Source organism: Streptomyces sp. E2N166, assembly GCF_003671715.1.
Classification (GTDB): domain Bacteria; phylum Actinomycetota; class Actinomycetes; order Streptomycetales; family Streptomycetaceae; genus Streptomyces; species Streptomyces thinghirensis.
In genome coordinates, this window is record NZ_RAIF01000012.1 from 16,811 (window position 1) to 33,882 (window position 17,072).

At 71.4% G+C, this 17,072-nt stretch carries 18 protein-coding genes and 1 pseudogene; 8 read left to right on the forward strand and 11 right to left on the reverse strand.

Annotated elements, in window-relative coordinates:
* Window positions 1–281 precede the first annotated feature (281 nt).
* Window positions 282–1,526: a phosphoserine phosphatase SerB gene (serB, locus tag EBH09_RS07670; RefSeq protein WP_121746297.1), complete on the forward strand. Its 1,245-nt coding sequence runs from the start codon at window positions 282–284 to the stop codon at window positions 1,524–1,526.
* 204 nt (window positions 1,527–1,730) lie between these two features.
* On the opposite strand, the gene EBH09_RS07675 is transcribed toward serB, so the two are convergent.
* The 4 genes from EBH09_RS07675 to EBH09_RS07690 form a co-directional block, all read right to left on the reverse strand.
* The gene (locus EBH09_RS07675; protein WP_121746298.1) at window positions 1,731–2,249 is read right to left on the reverse strand and encodes a histidine phosphatase family protein; all 519 of its coding nucleotides are present in this window, start codon (window positions 2,247–2,249) and stop codon (window positions 1,731–1,733) included.
* A 91-nt stretch (window positions 2,250–2,340) separates the two neighbouring features.
* On the reverse strand, window positions 2,341–2,547 hold the full coding sequence (locus EBH09_RS07680) for a hypothetical protein (protein ID WP_121746299.1): 207 nt from the start codon (window positions 2,545–2,547) through the stop codon (window positions 2,341–2,343).
* A 182-nt stretch (window positions 2,548–2,729) separates the two neighbouring features.
* Window positions 2,730–2,846: an SGM_5486 family transporter-associated protein gene (locus tag EBH09_RS39805; RefSeq protein ID WP_121746300.1), complete on the reverse strand. Its 117-nt coding sequence runs from the start codon at window positions 2,844–2,846 to the stop codon at window positions 2,730–2,732.
* 92 nt (window positions 2,847–2,938) lie between these two features.
* The gene (locus EBH09_RS07690) at window positions 2,939–4,366 is read right to left on the reverse strand and encodes a CynX/NimT family MFS transporter (protein ID WP_193776185.1); all 1,428 of its coding nucleotides are present in this window, start codon (window positions 4,364–4,366) and stop codon (window positions 2,939–2,941) included.
* 46 nt (window positions 4,367–4,412) lie between these two features.
* On the opposite strand from EBH09_RS07690, the gene EBH09_RS07695 reads away from it, so the two are divergent.
* A complete protein-coding gene (locus tag EBH09_RS07695) occupies window positions 4,413–5,105 on the forward strand; it encodes a FadR/GntR family transcriptional regulator (protein WP_121746301.1) in 693 nt (230 codons plus the stop codon).
* On the opposite strand, the gene EBH09_RS07700 is transcribed toward EBH09_RS07695, so the two are convergent.
* From EBH09_RS07700 to fabG, 3 genes are all read right to left on the reverse strand, one after another.
* On the reverse strand, window positions 5,083–5,433 hold the full coding sequence (locus EBH09_RS07700; protein WP_121746302.1) for a hypothetical protein: 351 nt from the start codon (window positions 5,431–5,433) through the stop codon (window positions 5,083–5,085). The two genes, EBH09_RS07695 and EBH09_RS07700, sit on opposite strands and share 23 nt — an antisense overlap.
* Before the next feature lie 163 nt (window positions 5,434–5,596).
* Entirely contained in the window at window positions 5,597–6,364 is a 768-nt protein-coding gene (gene fabI / locus EBH09_RS07705; RefSeq protein WP_121746303.1) for an enoyl-ACP reductase FabI, read from the reverse strand.
* A 5-nt stretch (window positions 6,365–6,369) separates the two neighbouring features.
* Window positions 6,370–7,089 carry a 3-oxoacyl-[acyl-carrier-protein] reductase gene (gene fabG / locus EBH09_RS07710; protein WP_121746304.1) on the reverse strand — a complete coding sequence of 240 codons (720 nt, stop codon included), beginning with the start codon at window positions 7,087–7,089 and terminating at the stop codon, window positions 6,370–6,372.
* A 289-nt stretch (window positions 7,090–7,378) separates the two neighbouring features.
* Between fabG and EBH09_RS07715 the strand changes: the two genes are divergently transcribed.
* From EBH09_RS07715 to tyrS, 3 genes are all read left to right on the forward strand, one after another.
* Window positions 7,379–8,902 carry a TldD/PmbA family protein gene (locus EBH09_RS07715; RefSeq protein ID WP_121746305.1) on the forward strand — a complete coding sequence of 508 codons (1,524 nt, stop codon included), beginning with the start codon at window positions 7,379–7,381 and terminating at the stop codon, window positions 8,900–8,902.
* A complete protein-coding gene (locus tag EBH09_RS07720) occupies window positions 8,899–10,296 on the forward strand; it encodes a metallopeptidase TldD-related protein (protein ID WP_121746306.1) in 1,398 nt (465 codons plus the stop codon). Before EBH09_RS07715 ends, EBH09_RS07720 begins: the two co-directional genes overlap by 4 nt.
* Window positions 10,297–10,358: 62 nt before the next feature.
* Window positions 10,359–11,627 (forward strand): tyrosine--tRNA ligase, encoded by a 1,269-nt coding sequence (gene tyrS, locus EBH09_RS07725; RefSeq protein ID WP_121746307.1) that lies wholly within the window; start codon window positions 10,359–10,361, stop codon window positions 11,625–11,627.
* A 76-nt stretch (window positions 11,628–11,703) separates the two neighbouring features.
* Here tyrS and EBH09_RS07730 read toward each other — a convergent pair whose 3' ends face one another.
* Window positions 11,704–11,985, reverse strand: coding sequence for a GlsB/YeaQ/YmgE family stress response membrane protein (locus EBH09_RS07730; protein WP_121746308.1), 282 nt, complete (start codon window positions 11,983–11,985; stop codon window positions 11,704–11,706).
* 260 nt (window positions 11,986–12,245) lie between these two features.
* On the opposite strand from EBH09_RS07730, the gene EBH09_RS07735 reads away from it, so the two are divergent.
* Window positions 12,246–12,644 (forward strand): DUF3099 domain-containing protein, encoded by a 399-nt coding sequence (locus tag EBH09_RS07735; protein ID WP_121746309.1) that lies wholly within the window; start codon window positions 12,246–12,248, stop codon window positions 12,642–12,644.
* 211 nt (window positions 12,645–12,855) lie between these two features.
* A complete protein-coding gene (locus tag EBH09_RS07740) occupies window positions 12,856–13,077 on the forward strand; it encodes a hypothetical protein (protein WP_121746310.1) in 222 nt (73 codons plus the stop codon).
* A 105-nt stretch (window positions 13,078–13,182) separates the two neighbouring features.
* On the opposite strand, the gene moaA is transcribed toward EBH09_RS07740, so the two are convergent.
* The 3 genes from moaA to EBH09_RS07755 form a co-directional block, all read right to left on the reverse strand.
* Window positions 13,183–14,172 carry a GTP 3',8-cyclase MoaA gene (gene moaA, locus EBH09_RS07745; RefSeq protein WP_238697234.1) on the reverse strand — a complete coding sequence of 330 codons (990 nt, stop codon included), beginning with the start codon at window positions 14,170–14,172 and terminating at the stop codon, window positions 13,183–13,185.
* A gap of 169 nt (window positions 14,173–14,341) precedes the next feature.
* On the reverse strand, window positions 14,342–15,976 hold the full coding sequence (locus tag EBH09_RS07750) for a cation acetate symporter (protein ID WP_121746312.1): 1,635 nt from the start codon (window positions 15,974–15,976) through the stop codon (window positions 14,342–14,344).
* Entirely contained in the window at window positions 15,973–16,329 is a 357-nt protein-coding gene (locus tag EBH09_RS07755; protein ID WP_121746313.1) for a DUF485 domain-containing protein, read from the reverse strand. Before EBH09_RS07755 ends, EBH09_RS07750 begins: the two co-directional genes overlap by 4 nt.
* A 265-nt stretch (window positions 16,330–16,594) precedes the next feature.
* Between EBH09_RS07755 and EBH09_RS07760 the strand changes: the two are divergent.
* A pseudogene (locus tag EBH09_RS07760) lies at window positions 16,595–17,072 on the forward strand (peptidase S8); the annotation flags it as partial.

Genomic DNA, 17,072 nt, shown 5'->3' on the forward strand with positions numbered 1-17,072 from the left:
CCGCCGCGGGACCCCGGGGACGGCCGGTGAAGGGTTCGGCCCCGGGCCAAAAGCCCGCTGCCGTCGCCTCCAGCAGCGCCGCGACGGACGGTGAAAGGGCGGGAAGGTGATGCAGACGGCCTGCGTGCGCCGGGCCACCGTCCTGGCCGGGGGGGGAGGGCCGACCGGCTCCCCCGGGCTCCAGCGCCCGCCCCCGCATTCCGGGAGCGGCAGTGGTGTGGTGTCCGTCAGGCGGACCTCGGGGGCGGGAGGCACCGGGTGCCGGATACGGTTGGAGCACCATGAGCGCTTCGCAGACCTCTGACGTTCCCACGCTTCTCGTCAAGATCTTCGGCAAGGACCGACCGGGCATCACGGCCGGCCTGTTCGACACCCTCGCCGCCTACTCCGTCGACGTGGTCGACATCGAGCAGGTCGTCACCCGTGGCCGGATCGTGCTGTGCGCGCTCGTGACCGAGCCGCCCCGAGGGCTGGAGGGCGACCTGCGGGCGACCGTCCACAGCTGGGCGGAGTCGCTGAAGCTGCAGGCGGAGATCATCTCCGGCATCGGCGACAACCGGCCGCGCGGTCTCGGCCGCTCCCTGGTCACGGTGCTCGGCCACCCGCTCACCGCGGAGGCGACCGCCGCCATAGCGGCCCGCATCACCGAGTCCGGCAGCAACATCGACCGTATCTTCCGGCTGGCCAAGTACCCGGTCACCGCCGTCGAGTTCGCGGTGTCCGGCGTGCAGACCGAGCCGCTGCGCACCGCGCTGGCCACCGAGGCCGCGGCGCTCGGGGTGGACGTCGCGGTCGTCTCGGCGGGGCTGCACCGGCGGGCGCAGCGCCTGGTCGTGATGGACGTGGACTCCACGCTGATCCAGGACGAGGTCATCGAGCTGTTCGCCGCGCACGCCGGCTGCGAGGACCAGGTCGCCGAGGTGACGGCGTCCGCGATGCGCGGGGAGCTGGACTTCGAGCAGTCGCTGCACGCGCGTGTGGCGCTGCTGGCGGGGCTGGACGCCTCGGTGGTGGAGAAGGTGCGCGGCGAGGTGCGGCTGACACCGGGTGCCCGCACCCTGATCCGTACGCTGAAGCGGCTCGGCTACCAGGTGGGGGTCGTCTCCGGCGGCTTCACCCAGGTCACCGATGATCTGCGGGAGCGGCTGGGGCTGGACTTCGCCCAGGCCAACACGCTGGAGATCGTCGACGGCAGGCTGACCGGCCGGGTCACCGGGGAGATCGTGGACCGGGCGGGCAAGGCGCGGCTGCTGCGCAGGTTCGCCGCCGAGGCGGGCGTGCCGCTGTCGCAGACCGTGGCGATCGGCGACGGCGCCAACGACCTGGACATGCTGAACGCGGCCGGACTCGGCGTCGCCTTCAACGCCAAGCCGGTGGTGCGCGAGGCGGCGCACACCGCGGTGAACGTGCCCTTCCTCGACACGGTCCTGTATCTGCTGGGCATCACCCGCGAGGAGGTCGAGGCGGCGGACACACTGGAGGAGGGTCTCGGCGAGGACCTCGGCCTCCCTCTCGACCGGATCTGACCCGGCGGGCGAGCGCCCGGCACGGTGCGCACCCGCCACAGCGGCATCCGACGCGGCCGCCACCCGGACGCGGCGAGCGCACGACGCGGCCAGACGCCGGCACGGCCCACCACCCTGCACGGCGAGGCCCCTCGCCCGCAGGGCCCGGGCCGCCCGGGTGCCGGGCCCTGCGGCGCGGGGTGGGATCAGAGGGGTGGGATCAGATCAGTCGGTCGGCGCCCAGTAGTCGGCCAGGGAGGCCGCGCCAGGCTCCACGTCCTTCCACGAGCCCGTGAAGGTCAGGACGGCGAAGGCCGCGGTCGGGAAGCCCCGGCTGCCCATCCGCTCGCGGGCCTCGTCCTCGGTCGAGCCGGCCAGGATCTCGGCGAGTCCCTCCATGCCCGGGTTGTGGCCGATCACCAGCACGTTCCGCAGGTCGTCGGGGGTCTCGTTGAGCACGGCGATCAGCTCGCCGGGCGAGGCCTCGTAGATCCGCTCCTCGTAGACGGTTTTCGGCCGCTGCGGGAACTCATGGACGGCGAGCTTCCAGGTCTCGCGGGTCCGGATCGAGGTGGAGCACAGGGCCTGGTCGAAGGGGATGCCGGTGTCCGCCAGCCGGCGCCCGGCCTCTGCGGCGTCCTTGCGGCCCCGATCGGCGAGCGGCCGCTCGTGGTCGGTCACCTGTGGCCAGTCGGCTTTCGCATGCCGGAAAAGGACAATCCTGCGGGGTTCTGCGACGCTCATGGCATCCAGCTTCGCATGAAACAGGCCACGAGGCGCAGGGAGTTGACATGCGGATTCGTCGCCCGGGGCGCATCCGGGCGGCGATGCGGCCTCAGTGCGCGGTCAGCTGCCGCACCCGCTCCAGGAGGTCCGCGATCGCGGGCTCACCGGCGGCGGCGTGGGCCTCGGCGGGGTCGAGTATCAGCAGGAGCAGCGTGACGAAGGCGAGCACGGGCAGGGCGAGGGCCCACCAGGGCAGCCGGATCTCGCCGCCGCCCCGGGTCGCCTGGGGAGGCCGGGTGTGGGTAGGGGCCGACATGAGTGCCTCCGCTGGTCTTCGGGCGTCCCGGTCCGTGCTCCGCGGCCCGCCTGTCGCGGGCACATCTCGAAGCTACGGAATCCGCGGGCCCCGACCCATCCGGAGGTCCACCCACTTGACCCTGACCCTCGCCCCCTAGGGGATGGGGGGTTAACCCCACCATCGGGCGGACGATACCGGCATCACGGCGAGGCGATCGTCGCGATGATGCCGATGATCACGAAGATCGCGAGGAAGCCGCCGAAGACGTACAGCATCTTCTTCTGGCCGTGCTGAGGGTTCGGGTCGAGGACTGGCATGAGGCAAGTCTCGCATCCGCCGACCGCTCCGGGGCAGGCGGGCCGCCGACCGGGGCGGACCGCCGACCTGGGCGGGCGAGCCGCTGCCGGGGTCAGCGGGCCGCTTCCTCCTCCACCGTGCGGTCGCGCCCCGCCAGGAAGCCCACCACGATCTGCGGCACCATCAGGGCGCTCATCAGCGCGATCGGCAGGCCCCAGCCCCCGCTGTGCTGGTAGAGCACGCCCACCAGCAGCGGGCCCGGGATGGAGATCAGGTAGCCGGTGCTCTGCGCGAAGGCGGACAGCTGGGCGACGCCCGCGCCCGTCCTGGCCCGCATCCCGACCATGGTCAGCGCGAGCGGGAAGGCGCAGTTGGAGACGCCGAGGAGCAGGGCCCAGGCCCAGGCGCCGCCGGCCGGGGCGAAATACAGGCCGGCGTAACCGGCGAGCCCGCACACACCCAGTACCAGCACGATCGGGCCCTGATGGGGCAGGCGGGTGGCCACGCGCGGGATGACGAAGGCGAGCGGCACGCCCATCATCATGATGACGGCGAGCAGCAGCCCCGCGGTGCCGGCGGACACGCCAGCGTCCCGGAAGATCTGCGCCATCCAGCCCATCGTGATGTAGGCGGCGGTGGCCTGGAGGCCGAAGAAGACGGCGAGCGCCCAGGCCGTGCGGCTGCGGGTGATGCGCAGCGGGGGCTGTTCGGCGGACTGCTCCGTCGGCCGGTCGGCACGCGCGGTCGCGGGCTCGGCGCCGGCCTCGTCGGCCCCGCCGGAGGCGTCGTGGGCGGGCGACGCGATGGACGGCGCCTTCCGGGGCCGTACGAACGGGATCCACGGCAGGACGGCCGCCGCCGCCAGCGCCGCCCACACCGCGAGGCCGGGCTGCCAGTGTCCGCCCAGCGCGTTCGTCACGGGCACGGTCGCCGCGGCGGCGATCGAGGTGCCGAAGGCGAGGGCCATCGAGTACAGGCCGGTCATGGGGCCGACCCGGTCGGGGAAGAAGCGCTTGACGATGACCGGCATCAGGACGTTGCTGACCGCGATGCCCATCAGGGCGAGGGCGGTGGCGGCCAGGAAGCCTGCCGTACCGCCCGCGTACGGGCGTATGAGCAGGCCCGCGGTGATGGCGGCCATGCCCGCGCAGACCACCGCGCCGGGCCCGAAGCGGCGGGCCAGCCGCGGGGCGGTGACCCCGAAGACGGCGAAGCAGAGCGGGGGCACGGAGGTGAGCAGTCCGGCCACGCTGCCGCTCATGCCGAGCCCGTCGCGGACCTCTTCCAAAAGCGCGCCCAGGCTCGTGATGGCGGGGCGCAGGTTGAGCGCGGCCAGGACGATGCCGAGGAGGAGCAGGCGGGTCGTCCACGTCGTCCACGCGCGCGTGCCGGGCGCCCCGGGCCCGTTGCCGGGCTCTTGGGCCCCGTGCGCGGCCGGCTCGCCGAGGGGCGTGGACTTCGAGGTTCCCGTCCCGGCTCCCGTCCGCGTTCCAGTCCGCGTTTCCGTCCGGGTTTCGTCACTAACCATGAGACCCATCATAGAATCATGGGATGATTGCTTGTCCACTCGCGTGCGAAGGTGAGCCATGCCTCTGAGTCACCCCCGTCGTTCGGCGCTGTCCGAGCAGGTCATCGCGGCACTGCGGCAACAGATCGCCTCGGGCGAGTGGCCGGTCGGCTCCCGCATCCCGACCGAGCCCGAGCTGGTCGAACAGCTCGGCGTCGCCCGGAACACGGTCCGCGAGGCGGTACGCGCGCTGGCCCACAACGGCCTGCTGGACATCCGCCAGGGCTCCGGTACGTACGTCGTGGCGACCAGCGAGCTGGCGGGGGTGATGCAGCGCCGCTTCGCCGACGTCGACCCCCGGCACATCGCCGAGCTGCGTTCGACCCTGGAGTCCGCCGCCGCCCGGCTGGCCGCCGAGCGGCGCACGGAGAAGGACCTCAAGCAGCTTGACGCGTTGCTGCTGCGCCGCGAGGAAGCCTGGGAGTCGGGCGACACGGAGGCGTTCGTGACGGCGGACGCGACCTTCCACCTGGCCGTCGTGGCCGCCTCGCACAACGACGTGATGACCGCCATGTACGCGGACCTCGGCGAGGTGATGCGGGACTGGCTGCGCGTCGACGTCGGCGGCGAGCTGACGCCGGAGACGCGCATGGACCACACGCGGCTGGTCGACGCCGTCCGCGCGGGGGACGCCGTGACGGCCGCGGAGGAGGCCGCGGGCTATCCGTTCCTGTGCCGTCCGGGCCGGCTCAGCGCACCCGCTGGTGACTGACCCACGCCGCCCGGACCTCCTTCCAGCACCGTCCGTCCAGACGTACGGTCTGCGCGGGTCCGGCCGGGACCGCCGAACTGTCGCTGTCGAGGTCCCACCAGCGGGCGCACTCGACGTGCAGACGCACGTGGTCGGTCTCCGGGTACGGGTTGTGGCAGTAGGCGGTCACGTCGGAGTCGTCGACGCGAACCCTGCACTCGGCGCCGAACAGCGGTTCCGACGCGGTGTCCGACGCGGGCACGCGCGCGTGGGACGCGGCTTCGTACGGCAGGGTCAGCACGAACGCGAGGGCGACGGCCGCTGAGGCCAGGCGAGGGAGCAGACGCACAGGGGACCTCCTCGGCCGGCCGTACTGGGGAGGGAAAACGCGTGGTGAACCCGTGCTTCAGCGTGCGCCGCCGGCCGCCCCGCCGCCCGGCCGGCTGGGCCGAACGGGTGACATGCCAAGGGCCCGCGCCCGAGAAGGACGCGGGCCCCGGAAGGGCGAGCGGTCAGGCGCCGACGGCGTGCAGACCACCGTCGACGTGGACGATCTCACCCGTGGTCTTCGGGAACCAGTCGCTCAGCAGCGCGACGACGCCGCGGCCGGCCGGCTCCGGGTCCTTCAGGTCCCACTCCAGCGGGGCGCGGTCGTCCCACACGGCGGCCAGCTCGGCGAAGCCGGGGATGGACTTGGCGGCCATGGAGCCGATCGGGCCCGCGGAGACCAGGTTGCAGCGGATGTTCTGCTTGCCCAGGTCACGCGCCATGTAGCGGCTGGTGGCCTCCAGGGCGGCCTTGGCCGGGCCCATCCAGTCGTACTGCGGCCAGGCGTACTGCGCGTCGAAGGTGAGGCCGACGACCGAGCCGCCGTTCTGCATCAGCGGCAGGCAGGCCATGGTCAGCGACTTCAGGGAGTACGCCGAGACGTGCATCGCGGTGGCGACCGACTCGAACGGCGTGTTCAGGAAGTTGCCGCCGAGCGCGTCCTGCGGCGCGAAGCCGATGGAGTGGACGACGCCGTCGAGGCCGCCCAGCTCCTCGCCGACGATGTCGGCGAGGCGACCGAGGTGCTCGTCGTTGGTGACGTCCAGCTCGATGACCTTGGTGGGCTTGGGAAGCTTCCTGGCGATGCGCTCGGTCAGCGTGGGCCGCGGGAACGCGGTCAGGATGATCTCGGCACCCTGCTCCTGGGCCAGCTTGGCGGTGTGGAAGGCGATGGAGGACTCCATCAGCACACCGGTGATCAGGACGCGCTTGCCCTCGAGAATTCCGCTCATGGTGATCAGTGACCCATTCCCAGTCCGCCGTCAACGGGGATGACGGCTCCAGTGATGTACGAGGCGTCGTCCGAGGCGAGGAACCGCACCGTCGCGGCGATCTCCTCGGGCTGCGCGTACCGGCCCAGCGGCACCTGCGACACGATGTTCGACCGCTGCTCGTCGGTGAGCGCCTTGGTCATGTCCGTGTCGACGAAGCCCGGCGCGACGACGTTGAAGGTGAGGTTGCGCGAACCCAGCTCACGGGCGAGGGAACGCGCGAAGCCGACCAGGGCGGCCTTGGAGGCGGCGTAGTTCGCCTGCCCCGCGGAGCCGAGCAGCCCGACCACCGACGAGATGAGCACGACGCGGCCCTTCTTGGCGCGCAGCATGCCCCGGTTGGCCCGCTTGACGACGCGGAAGGTGCCGGTGAGGTTGGTGTCGACGACGGAGGTGAAGTCCTCCTCGGACATGCGCATCAGGAGCTGGTCCTTGGTGACGCCGGCGTTGGCGACCAGGACCTCGACGGGACCGTGCGCTTCCTCGATCTCCTTGTAGGCCTGCTCCACCTGCTCGCTGTCGGTGATGTCGCACTTGACGGCGAGGCAGCCCAATTCGGTCAGGGCCTCCGGCGGCTCACCCGAGCGGTACGTGATCGCGACCTTGTCACCGGCGTCGGCGAAAGCGCGGGCGATGGCGAGGCCGATGCCCCGGTTGCCTCCGGTGACGAGAACCGAGCGGCTCAACGGATCACCCTTTCGATAGCGTTCTGGTACCCGCCCGGACACCCGGTTGACAGGCGGTGATGACAGGCGGCTTCCTCGAAAACCTATCGGTCCCCGCCCGTCCGCAAAGACTCGGGCGCCCACAGTGGCTTACGGGGCTGGCTGTCGGGTCCCTACAGAAAGGACCCGGCCGCGAAGGCCCGGCCACGGCCCGAAAGGTGTGGTCCCCGTCCGGCCCGACGCGACATGATGCGGCGCAGCCCCCGGTGTCGCGGCAGACGACCGGTCACGTCGACAGAAAGAGACGCAGGTGCCTCACAGTATCGACGAAGCCTTCACGGCACTCCCCCTACGAGCCCTCGCCGACGCCGCGCTCGCACGCGCACGTGCCCTCGGTGCCGAGCACGCGGACTTCCGTCTGGAGCGGGTGCGCGACGCCTCCTGGCGGCTGCGGGACGCCAGGCCCGCCGGGTCCTCCGACACCACCGACCTCGGGTACGCGGTGCGGGTGGTGCACGGCGGTACGTGGGGCTTCGCGTCGGGGGTGGACCTGACGATGGACGCCGCCGCCAAGGTCGCCTCCCAGGCGGTGGCGATGGCGAAGCTGTCCGCGCAGGTGATCAAGGCGGCGGGGTCCGAGGAGCGCGTGGAGCTGGCCGACGAGCCCGTGCACGCCGACCGGACGTGGGTCTCGTCGTACGAGACCGATCCGTTCACCGTGCCGGACGCGGAGAAGTCGGCCCTGCTGGCCGACTGGAGCGCGCGGCTGCTGGCGGCCGACGGGGTCGACCACGTCGATGCCTCGCTTGTCACGGTGCACGAGAACAAGTTCTACGCCGACACCGCCGGCACCGTGACCACGCAGCAGCGGGTGCGGCTGCATCCGGTGCTCACCGCCGTGTCGGTGGACGACTCCAGCGGCGAGTTCGACTCCATGCGCACCCTCGCGCCGCCCGCCGGACGCGGCTGGGAGTACCTGACCGGCACCGGGTGGGACTGGGACGCCGAGCTGGCCCGGATCCCGGAACTGCTGGCCGAGAAGATGCGGGCGCCGAGTGTCGAGGCGGGCCTGTACGACCTGGTCGTCGATCCGTCGAACCTGTGGCTGACCATCCACGAGTCCATCGGGCACGCGACCGAGCTGGACCGCGCCCTCGGCTACGAGGCCGCCTACGCCGGCACCTCCTTCGCCACCTTCGACCAGCTCGGCAAGTTGCGCTACGGCTCCGAGCTGATGAACGTCACGGGCGACCGCACCGCCGAGCACGGGCTGGCGACCATCGGATACGACGACGAGGGCGTCGAGGGCCAGTCCTGGGACCTGGTGAAGGACGGCACGCTGGTCGGCTACCAGCTCGACCGGCGCATCGCGCGGCTCACCGGCTTCGAACGGTCCAACGGGTGCGCCTACGCCGACTCCCCCGCCCATGTGCCCGTGCAGCGCATGGCCAACGTGTCGCTGCGGCCGGACCCCGGCGGGCTGTCCACCGAGGACCTGATCGGGGGCGTGGAGCGCGGGATCTACGTCGTCGGGGACCGGTCCTGGTCCATCGACATGCAGCGCTACAACTTCCAGTTCACCGGGCAGCGGTTCTTCCGGATCGAGAACGGGCGGCTCGCCGGTCAGCTGCGGGACGTGGCCTACCAGGCGACGACCACCGACTTCTGGGGGTCCATGGCGGCCGTCGGCGGTCCGCAGACCTATGTCCTGGGCGGCGCCTTCAACTGTGGCAAGGCGCAGCCGGGACAGGTCGCGTCCGTCTCGCACGGCTGCCCGTCCGCCCTCTTCAAGGGAGTCAACATTCTGAACACCACCCAGGAGGCGGGTCGATGAGCGCGGGTACGAACAGGCCGCACGAGATCGTCGAGCGGGCGCTGGAGCTGTCCCGGGCCGACGGGTGCGTCGTCATCGCCGACGAGGAGTCCACCGCCAACCTGCGCTGGGCGGGCAACGCGCTCACCACCAACGGCGTCACGCGCGGGCGCACGCTCACCGTGGTCGCCACCGTCGACGGCCGGGAGGGCACGGCTTCCGGGGTCGTGTCGCGCTCCGCCGTGACCGTGGACGAGCTGGAGCCCCTGGTGCGCGCCGCGGAGGCCGCCGCACGCGGCGCCGGGCCGGCCGAGGACGCGCAGCCGCTGGTCAGCGGTGTGCCCGCCTCGCCCGACTTCACCGACGCGCCCGCGCAGACGTCGTCGGCCGTGTTCGCCGACTTCGCCCCGGCCCTCGGGGAGGCGTTCGCACGCGCGCGTGCGGGCGGCCGGGAGCTGTACGGCTTCGCCAACCACGAGCTGACGTCGACGTACGTGGGCACGTCCACGGGGCTGCGGCTGCGGCACGACCAGCCGAGCGGGACGCTGGAGCTGAACGCCAAGTCGCCGGACCGCGCCCGGTCGGCGTGGGCGGGCCGCTCCACGCGTGACTTCAAGGACGTCGACCCGGCGGCGCTCGACGCCGAGCTGGCCGTACGGCTCGGCTGGGCCCGGCGACGGGTGGAACTGCCCGCGGGGCGGTACGAGACGCTGCTGCCGCCGACCGCGGTCGCGGACCTGCTGATCTACCAGCTGTGGTCGGCCTCGGGGCGGGACGCGGCCGAGGGCCGCACGGTGTTCTCGAAGCCGGGCGGCGGCACGCGCGTCGGCGAGCGGCTCGGCGAGCTGCCGCTGACGCTGCGCAGCGATCCGCACGAGCCGGGCCTGGAGAGCGCGCCCTTCGTGGTCGCGCACTCCTCGGGCGGCGATCAGTCGGTCTTCGACAACGGGCTGCCGGTGGGGGCCACCGACTGGATCCGCGCGGGCGAGCTGAACCGGCTGACGACCACCCGGCACAGCGCCGGGCTGACCGGGCTGCCGGTGGCACCGGCGATCGGCAACCTCGTCCTGGACGGCGGCGACCCCGACCGGTCCCTGGAGCGGATGGTCGCCGACACCTCGCGCGGCCTGCTGCTCACCTGCCTCTGGTACATCCGCGAGGTCGACCCGGCGACGCTGCTGCTGACCGGGCTGACCCGGGACGGCGTCTACCTCGTCGAGAACGGCGAGGTCGTCGGCGAGGTGAACAACTTCCGGTTCAACGAGTCGCCGGTGAGCCTGCTGGGCCGGGCCACGGAGGCGGGGCGCACGGAGAAGACGCTGCCCAGGGAATGGGGCGACTGGTTCACCAGGGCCGCGATGCCCACGCTGCGCGTCCCCGATTTCAACATGAGCTCTGTCAGCCAGGGCGTATAACCTCGTAGTCGGCTGTCACCCGACTGCCCGAAGATCATGAGCACGTAGGAGACACGAGAACCGTGACGGACATCGTCGACGAGCTGAAGTGGCGCGGGCTGTTCGCCCAGTCCACTGACGAGGACGCTTTGCGCAAGGCGCTCGCGGACGGTCCCGTCACGTTCTATTGCGGTTTCGACCCGACCGCACCGTCACTGCACGTGGGGCACCTGGTGCAGGTGCTCACCGTGCGCCGGCTCCAGCAGGCCGGTCACCGGCCGCTGGCGCTGGTCGGCGGCGCGACGGGCCAGATCGGTGACCCGCGCCCGACCGCCGAGCGCACGCTGAACTCGCCGGAGACCGTCGCGGGCTGGGTCGAGCGGCTGCGCGGCCAGATCGAGCCGTTCCTGTCCTTCGAGGGCGAGAACGCGGCCGTGCTGGTCAACAACCTCGACTGGACCGCGGGCCTCTCCGCGATCGAGTTCCTGCGGGACATCGGCAAGCACTTCCGGGTCAACAAGATGCTGACCAAGGACTCCGTGGCCCGGCGTCTGGAGTCCTCGGAGGGCATCAGTTACACGGAGTTCAGCTACCAGCTCCTCCAGGCGATGGACTTCCTCCAGCTCTACCGGAGGTACGGCTGCACGATGCAGCAGGGCGGCAGCGACCAGTGGGGCAATCTCACGGCCGGCCTGGACCTGCTGCACCGCCTGGAGCCGGACGCCACGGCACACGCCTACGCGACGCCGCTGATGACCAAGGCGGACGGCACCAAGTTCGGCAAGACCGAGGGCGGTGCCGTCTGGCTCGACCCGGAGATGACCACGCCGTACGCGTTCTACCAGTTCTGGTTGAACGTGGACGACCGGGACATCTCGACGTACATGCGTATCCTCTCCTTCCGCTCCCGCGAGGAGCTGGAGGAGCTGGAGCGGCAGACCGAGGAGCGTCCGCAGGCCCGGGCCGCGCAGCGCGCGCTGGCCGAGGAGCTGACGACGCTGGTGCACGGCGCCGGCCAGACGGCCGCCGTGATCGCCGCGTCCAAGGCCCTCTTCGGCCAGGGCGACCTGGCGGAGCTGGACGACCGGACGCTGGCCGCGGCCCTCTCCGAGCTGCCGCACGTGCGGATCGCCGAGCTGGGCCCGGTCGTCGACCTGTTCGCCGAGGTCGGCCTGGTCGCCAGCAAGTCCGCCGCGCGCCGCACGGTCAAGGAGGGCGGCGCCTACGTGAACAACGCCAAGGTCACCGGCGAGGACGCCGTCCCCGCCAAGGAGGACCTGCTGCACGGGCGCTGGCTGGTGCTGCGACGTGGCAAGAAGAATTTGGCCGCGGTGGAGGTCACCGGCGCCTGAGCGCGCGAGGGGCGGTTCCGGTGCCTTGCGGCTTGCCGGAGGCCGCCCCTTCGCCGGACGGAGTCCGCGCGGGGGGTCAGGCCCGCTCGCGCCGCTTGTTGCCCCGCACCGCCATGTAGGCCGCGTCGCCGACGGCGACGATGATGATCGCGGCCACCAGCTGGAAGACGTGCCGCCACCAGTCGATGCCGGAGGTCGCGTCCACGCCGGCCGCCCGCGCGACCGCGTTGCCCGCGATGGCGCCGAGGATGCCGAAGATGGTGGTCAGCCACAGGGGGCTGTGCTGCTTCCCGGGAATGATCGCCTTGGCGATCAGACCGAGCACGAATCCGACGATGATCGCCCACAACCAGCCCATGACTGCCTCCTCGAACGGCTCTACGCGAGCATTACCGCCAGTGTTCGGCCGTACCGCGGACGGCGCATGCCGGATACGGCCGAACGGGGTACCCGGATACGCGGTGCGGCGCACGCCGTGTGCGCGAGTCGGGGGCGCCCCGGTCTCGTAGGCGGCGCAGGCGCGGCGTAACGTGGGGAGTTGTCCGGGACCGGAGTCCCCGAGCGGCCGCGGACAGGAGCGGGCGGGGAGAGTCCGATACGGGCGGATGGTGGAACCAGATGCGGAAGCAGAGTGCCGGCGGCAGTGCCGAGGTTTTCCGGATCACCGGGGCCCGGACGGGCCTTCAGGAGGATGTGCGCGGGCGGCAGCGCCGGTACGTCATCTCGATGTCGGTCCGGACGGTGTCGGTGGTCCTCGCGGCCTGCCTGTGGAACGTGGAACGGCACGTCGCGATCGTGGCCCTGGTCCTCGGCGCGGTTCTGCCGTACATCTCGGTCGTGATCGCCAACGCCGGGCGCGAGAACGCGCCATCGTTGCCGTCGACGTTCGTCACCGTGCCGACCCCGCCGATGATCATGCCGCCGCGGGCCGACGACGGAACCGCGGAGCCCGGCCCGGAAGATGTCGTGTCCGACCCGGCGCCGGGTGCGGCGAGCGAGCCCCGTGGCAGATCGTGACCGTGAGTGCCCCGCCGGGGCGGGCGTCGATTCCGCGCCAGGCCTGAGAAATCCTCAGATCAATCATGTTGTTCCGGTGCCGGGCGATGGGTGACCCGTGACATACTTCGTACGCGCTCCGCATCCCCCGTCGGAGCGACAGACCGACGCCGGGCAGCTCCCCCCGTGGCTGCTCGGCGTCGCCTTGTGTGTGGACCTGTGAGACGAACCTGTGAGTGACGTGACCGCCCCGATCTGCTCCGCCAAGGGCTGCCGCACCGCCGCCGCGTGGGTGCTGGCGTGGAACAACCCGAAGATCCACACGCCGGAGCGCCGCAAGACGTGGATCGCGTGCGAGGAGCACCGGGAGCATCTGTCCCAGTTCCTAGGGGTGCGGGGCTTCCTGAAGGACGTGGTCCCGCTGGCGGACTGGGAGTCCCCCGACACCCCTTAGCCGCGGCCGGCCGCGGCTAAGGGCCTGCCGTTTGGATCATGCCGGCGTCGCGGGGCGGCCGAGAGGCGCAGTCCCTCTCAGCCGACCTGGTCCAAACGACAGACCCTAGCCCCCGATCGCCGACATCGGCCGGTCGGGCTGGACGAACGTCGGGTCGTCGAGGCCGGCGCCGGCCTTCTTGCCCCACATGGCAAGCCGCCAGATGCGGGCGATCTCCTCGTCGGGGGCGTCGGAGCGCAGGGCGGCGCGCAGGTCGGTCTCCTCCGTGGCGAACAGGCAGGTGCGCACCTGGCCGTCGGCGGTAAGGCGGGTGCGGTCGCAGGCCGAGCAGAACGGGCGGGTGACGGAGGCGATGACGCCGACGCGGTGCGGGCCGCCGTCCACGAGCCAGCGCTCGGCGGGGGCCGAGCCGCGCTCCTCGGAGCCCTCGGCGGTCAGCTCGAAGCGGGTGCGCAGGGAGGCCAGGATGTCACCGGCGGTGACCATGCCCTCGCGCTTCCAGCCGTGCTGGGCGTCCAGGGGCATCTGCTCGATGAAGCGCAGCTCGTAGTCGTTCTCGACGGCCCAGGCCAGCAGGTCGGGGGCCTCGTCGTCGTTGAGCCCCGGCATCAGGACCGAGTTCACCTTGACCGGGGTCAGCCCGGCCTCGCGGGCTGCTTCCAGGCCCTCCAGGACGTCCTTGTGGCGGTCCCGGCGGGTGAGGGTCTTGAAGGCGTCCGGGCGCAGGGTGTCCAGGGACACGTTGACCCGGTCCAGGCCCGCCGCCTTCAGGGCGGTCGCCGTGCGCCGCAGGCCGATGCCGTTGGTCGTCAGCGACATCTGGGGGCGCGGCTCCAGGGCGGCGACGCGCTCGACGATGCCGACCAGTCCGGGGCGCAGCAGGGGTTCGCCGCCGGTGAAGCGGACCTCCTCGATACCGAGGGAGGTGACGGCGATGTCGATGAGGCGGACGATCTCGTCGTCCGTGAGCAGGTCTGGCTTGGCCAGCCACTGGAGGCCCTCTTCGGGCATGCAGTAGGTGCACCGCAGGTTGCAGCGGTCGGTGAGCGAGACTCTCAGGTCGGTGGCCACTCGGCCGTATGTGTCGATGAGCACGTGGGCCCCCTCCCTCGACGCGGATCGGTGGAGCACATCTCTCCTCCGATACCTGCGAGCCTACGTGACCGGTCCGACATCGACAGCGGCCCGATCCCACGACGTGCGGCGCGGCCGCGTCGTAGGGATCTACGAGCGGCCGCGTCCTCGACGGGCCGGGTACGGGGTCTCAGTGCGCTCCGGTGCCGGTCAGGGACCGGACCTCCAGCTCCGCGTACTTCGCCACGTTGGGCTCCTCCTTCGACAGGACCGTGCCGAGCCAGCCCATGAGGAAGCCGAACGGGATGGAGATGATGCCCGGGTTCTTCAGCGGGAACCAGGCGAAGTCGACGTCCGGGAACATCGCCTTCGGGTCGCCGGAGACCACGGGCGAGAAGAGCACCAGGCCGACGGCGACGATCAGGCCGCCGTAGATCGACCACAGGGCGCCCTGGGTGGTGAACCGCTTCCAGAAGAGGCTGTAGAGGATGGTCGGCAGGTTGGCGGACGCGGCGACCGCGAAGGCCAGGGCGACCAGGCCGGCCACGTTGAGGTCGCGGGCGAGGGCGCCGAGCGCGATGGAGACGATGCCGATGAAGACGGTCGCCCAGCGGGCCGCCTTCATCTCCTCCTTCTCGGTGGCCTTGCCCTTGCGGATGACGTTGGCGTAGATGTCGTGCGCGAAGGACGAGGACGAGGCCAGGGTGAGGCCGGCGACCACGGCGAGGATGGTCGCGAAGGCGACCGCCGAGATCGTGGCGAGCAGGATCGCGCCCCAGGCCGAGTCGACGCCGCCCACGTGCAGGGCGAGCAGCGGGGCGGCCGTGTTGCCGGACGGGTTGGACGCGATGATCTCCTTCTGCCCCACCAGCGCCGCGGCGCCGAAGCCGAGCGCGATGGTCATCAGGTAGAAGGCGCCGATGATGCCGATCGCCCAGTTCACGGACTTACGGGCGGCCTTCGCGTTGGGCACCGTGTAGAAGCGGATCAGGATGTGCGGCAGGCCGGCCGTGCCGAGCACCAGGGCGATGCCCAGGGAGATGAAGTCGAGCTTGGTGGTGCCGCTGGCGCCGTACTGGAGGCCGGGCTCCAGGAAGGCGGCGCCCTTGCCGCTGTTCTCGGCGGCGGTGCCGAGCAGGTCGGAGATGTTGAAGTTGAACTTCAGCAGCACCAGGAAGGTGATCAGGATGGTGCCGCCGATCAGCAGCACGGCCTTGACCATCTGGACCCAGGTGGTGCCCTTCATGCCGCCGATGGAGACGTACACGATCATCAGCAGACCGACGAGGGCGACGATCAGGATCTTGCCCGCGTCGGAGGTGATGCCGAGCAGCAGCGAGACGAGGATGCCCGCGCCCGCCATCTGGGCCAGCAGGTAGAAGATCGACACGACGATGGTGGAGGTACCGGCGGCGGTGCGCACGGGGCGCTGGCGCATGCGGTACGCGAGGACGTCGCCCATCGTGTAGCGGCCGGAGTTCCGCAGCGGCTCGGCCACCAGGAGCAGGGCGACCAGCCAGGCGACCAGGAAGCCGATGGAGTAGAGGAAGCCGTCGTAGCCGAAGAGGGCGATGGCGCCGGCGATGCCGAGGAAGGACGCCGCCGACATGTAGTCGCCGGAGACGGCGAGTCCGTTCTGGAAGGCGCTGAACTGGCGGCCGCCCGCGTAGAAGTCGGCGGCGTCCTTGGTCTGGCGGCCCGCCCAGACGGTGATGCCGAGCGTCGCGAGGACGAAGACCGCGAAGAGCGTGATGATCAGCGGGCGGTGCTCGCTGGCCTCGTTGGCGGCCAGTTCGGCGGCGAGAACGGTCTGTGCGGGGCTCATGCGCCGCCCTCCATCCGGGACTTGATGGCCTCTGCCTTGGGGTCGAGCTTCGCGGCGGCGTACCGCGAGTACCACCAGGCGATGAGGAACGTGGTGACGAACTGGGCGATGCCGAAGACGAAGGCGACGTTGATGTTGCCGAACAGCTTGGTGCCCATGAAGCCGCCGGCGTAGTTCGACAGCAGTACGTACAGCAGGTACCAGGCCACGAAGGCGACGGTCAGGGGGAACGCGAAGGAGCGGAAGGAGCGGCGCAGTTCGGCGAACTCAGCGCTCTGCTGCACTTCGGAGAACTCCTCGGCGGAGGGAAGTGGGCGTTCCTCTTTCGAGGGGGGTGGTGCGTCGGTGGCCACGGAGTCTCCTCGTACGACGGACATGACGGCTTGGACCTCGGTGTTCTCACAGGAAGCTGGTCGTGCTCGGGCTCCCTGCCCAACGACACGGCGCCCTGCGGGCACCGGTTCAACATCCGGGGCACTTTCCGAAGTCACCCGTGGCGGGTCATTGCTGGCCAGCGGCTCCTGGGGATAGCTTCGCCCTGCACTACTCCGTCATGTACCTGCCCGAGCACCACCTGTGTCTCGGGCCGGTTTCGTTTCCGGATGATGTGGAGACCCCATGGATCATCTGTACGCGCCGCGTTCGTCGCGGTCGCCGCGTTCCAGACGGCGGCTCGCCCTCGCCGTACCCGTCGTGCTGTCGCTGACCGCGTCGCTCGGCTTCCTGCCGGCGGCCGCCTCGGCCGCCCCGCAGGCGGAGGCCGCCGCGGAGGCGGCGCGGGCCGACCGGGCGGCGGACGCGCCCAGCCTGGCCTACGTCGTCAACACGAGGACGGACCACCGCACGATCGCGTCGGTGAAGCGGGCGATAGCTGAGGCCGGCGGCAGTGTCGTCACGACGTACCAGAGGATCGGCGTGATCGTCGTCCACTCGTCGAACCCGGAATTCGGCGAGCTGATACGCGAGGCGCGCGGGGTGCGGTCGGCGGGCGCGACCCGCACCGCGCCGCTGACCGCCGCCGGGACGACGGACCAGGGCGCCGCCGAGACGCTCTCCGCCGAGCAGGCCGCGAGGACCGCCGAGGCGTCCGAGGCCG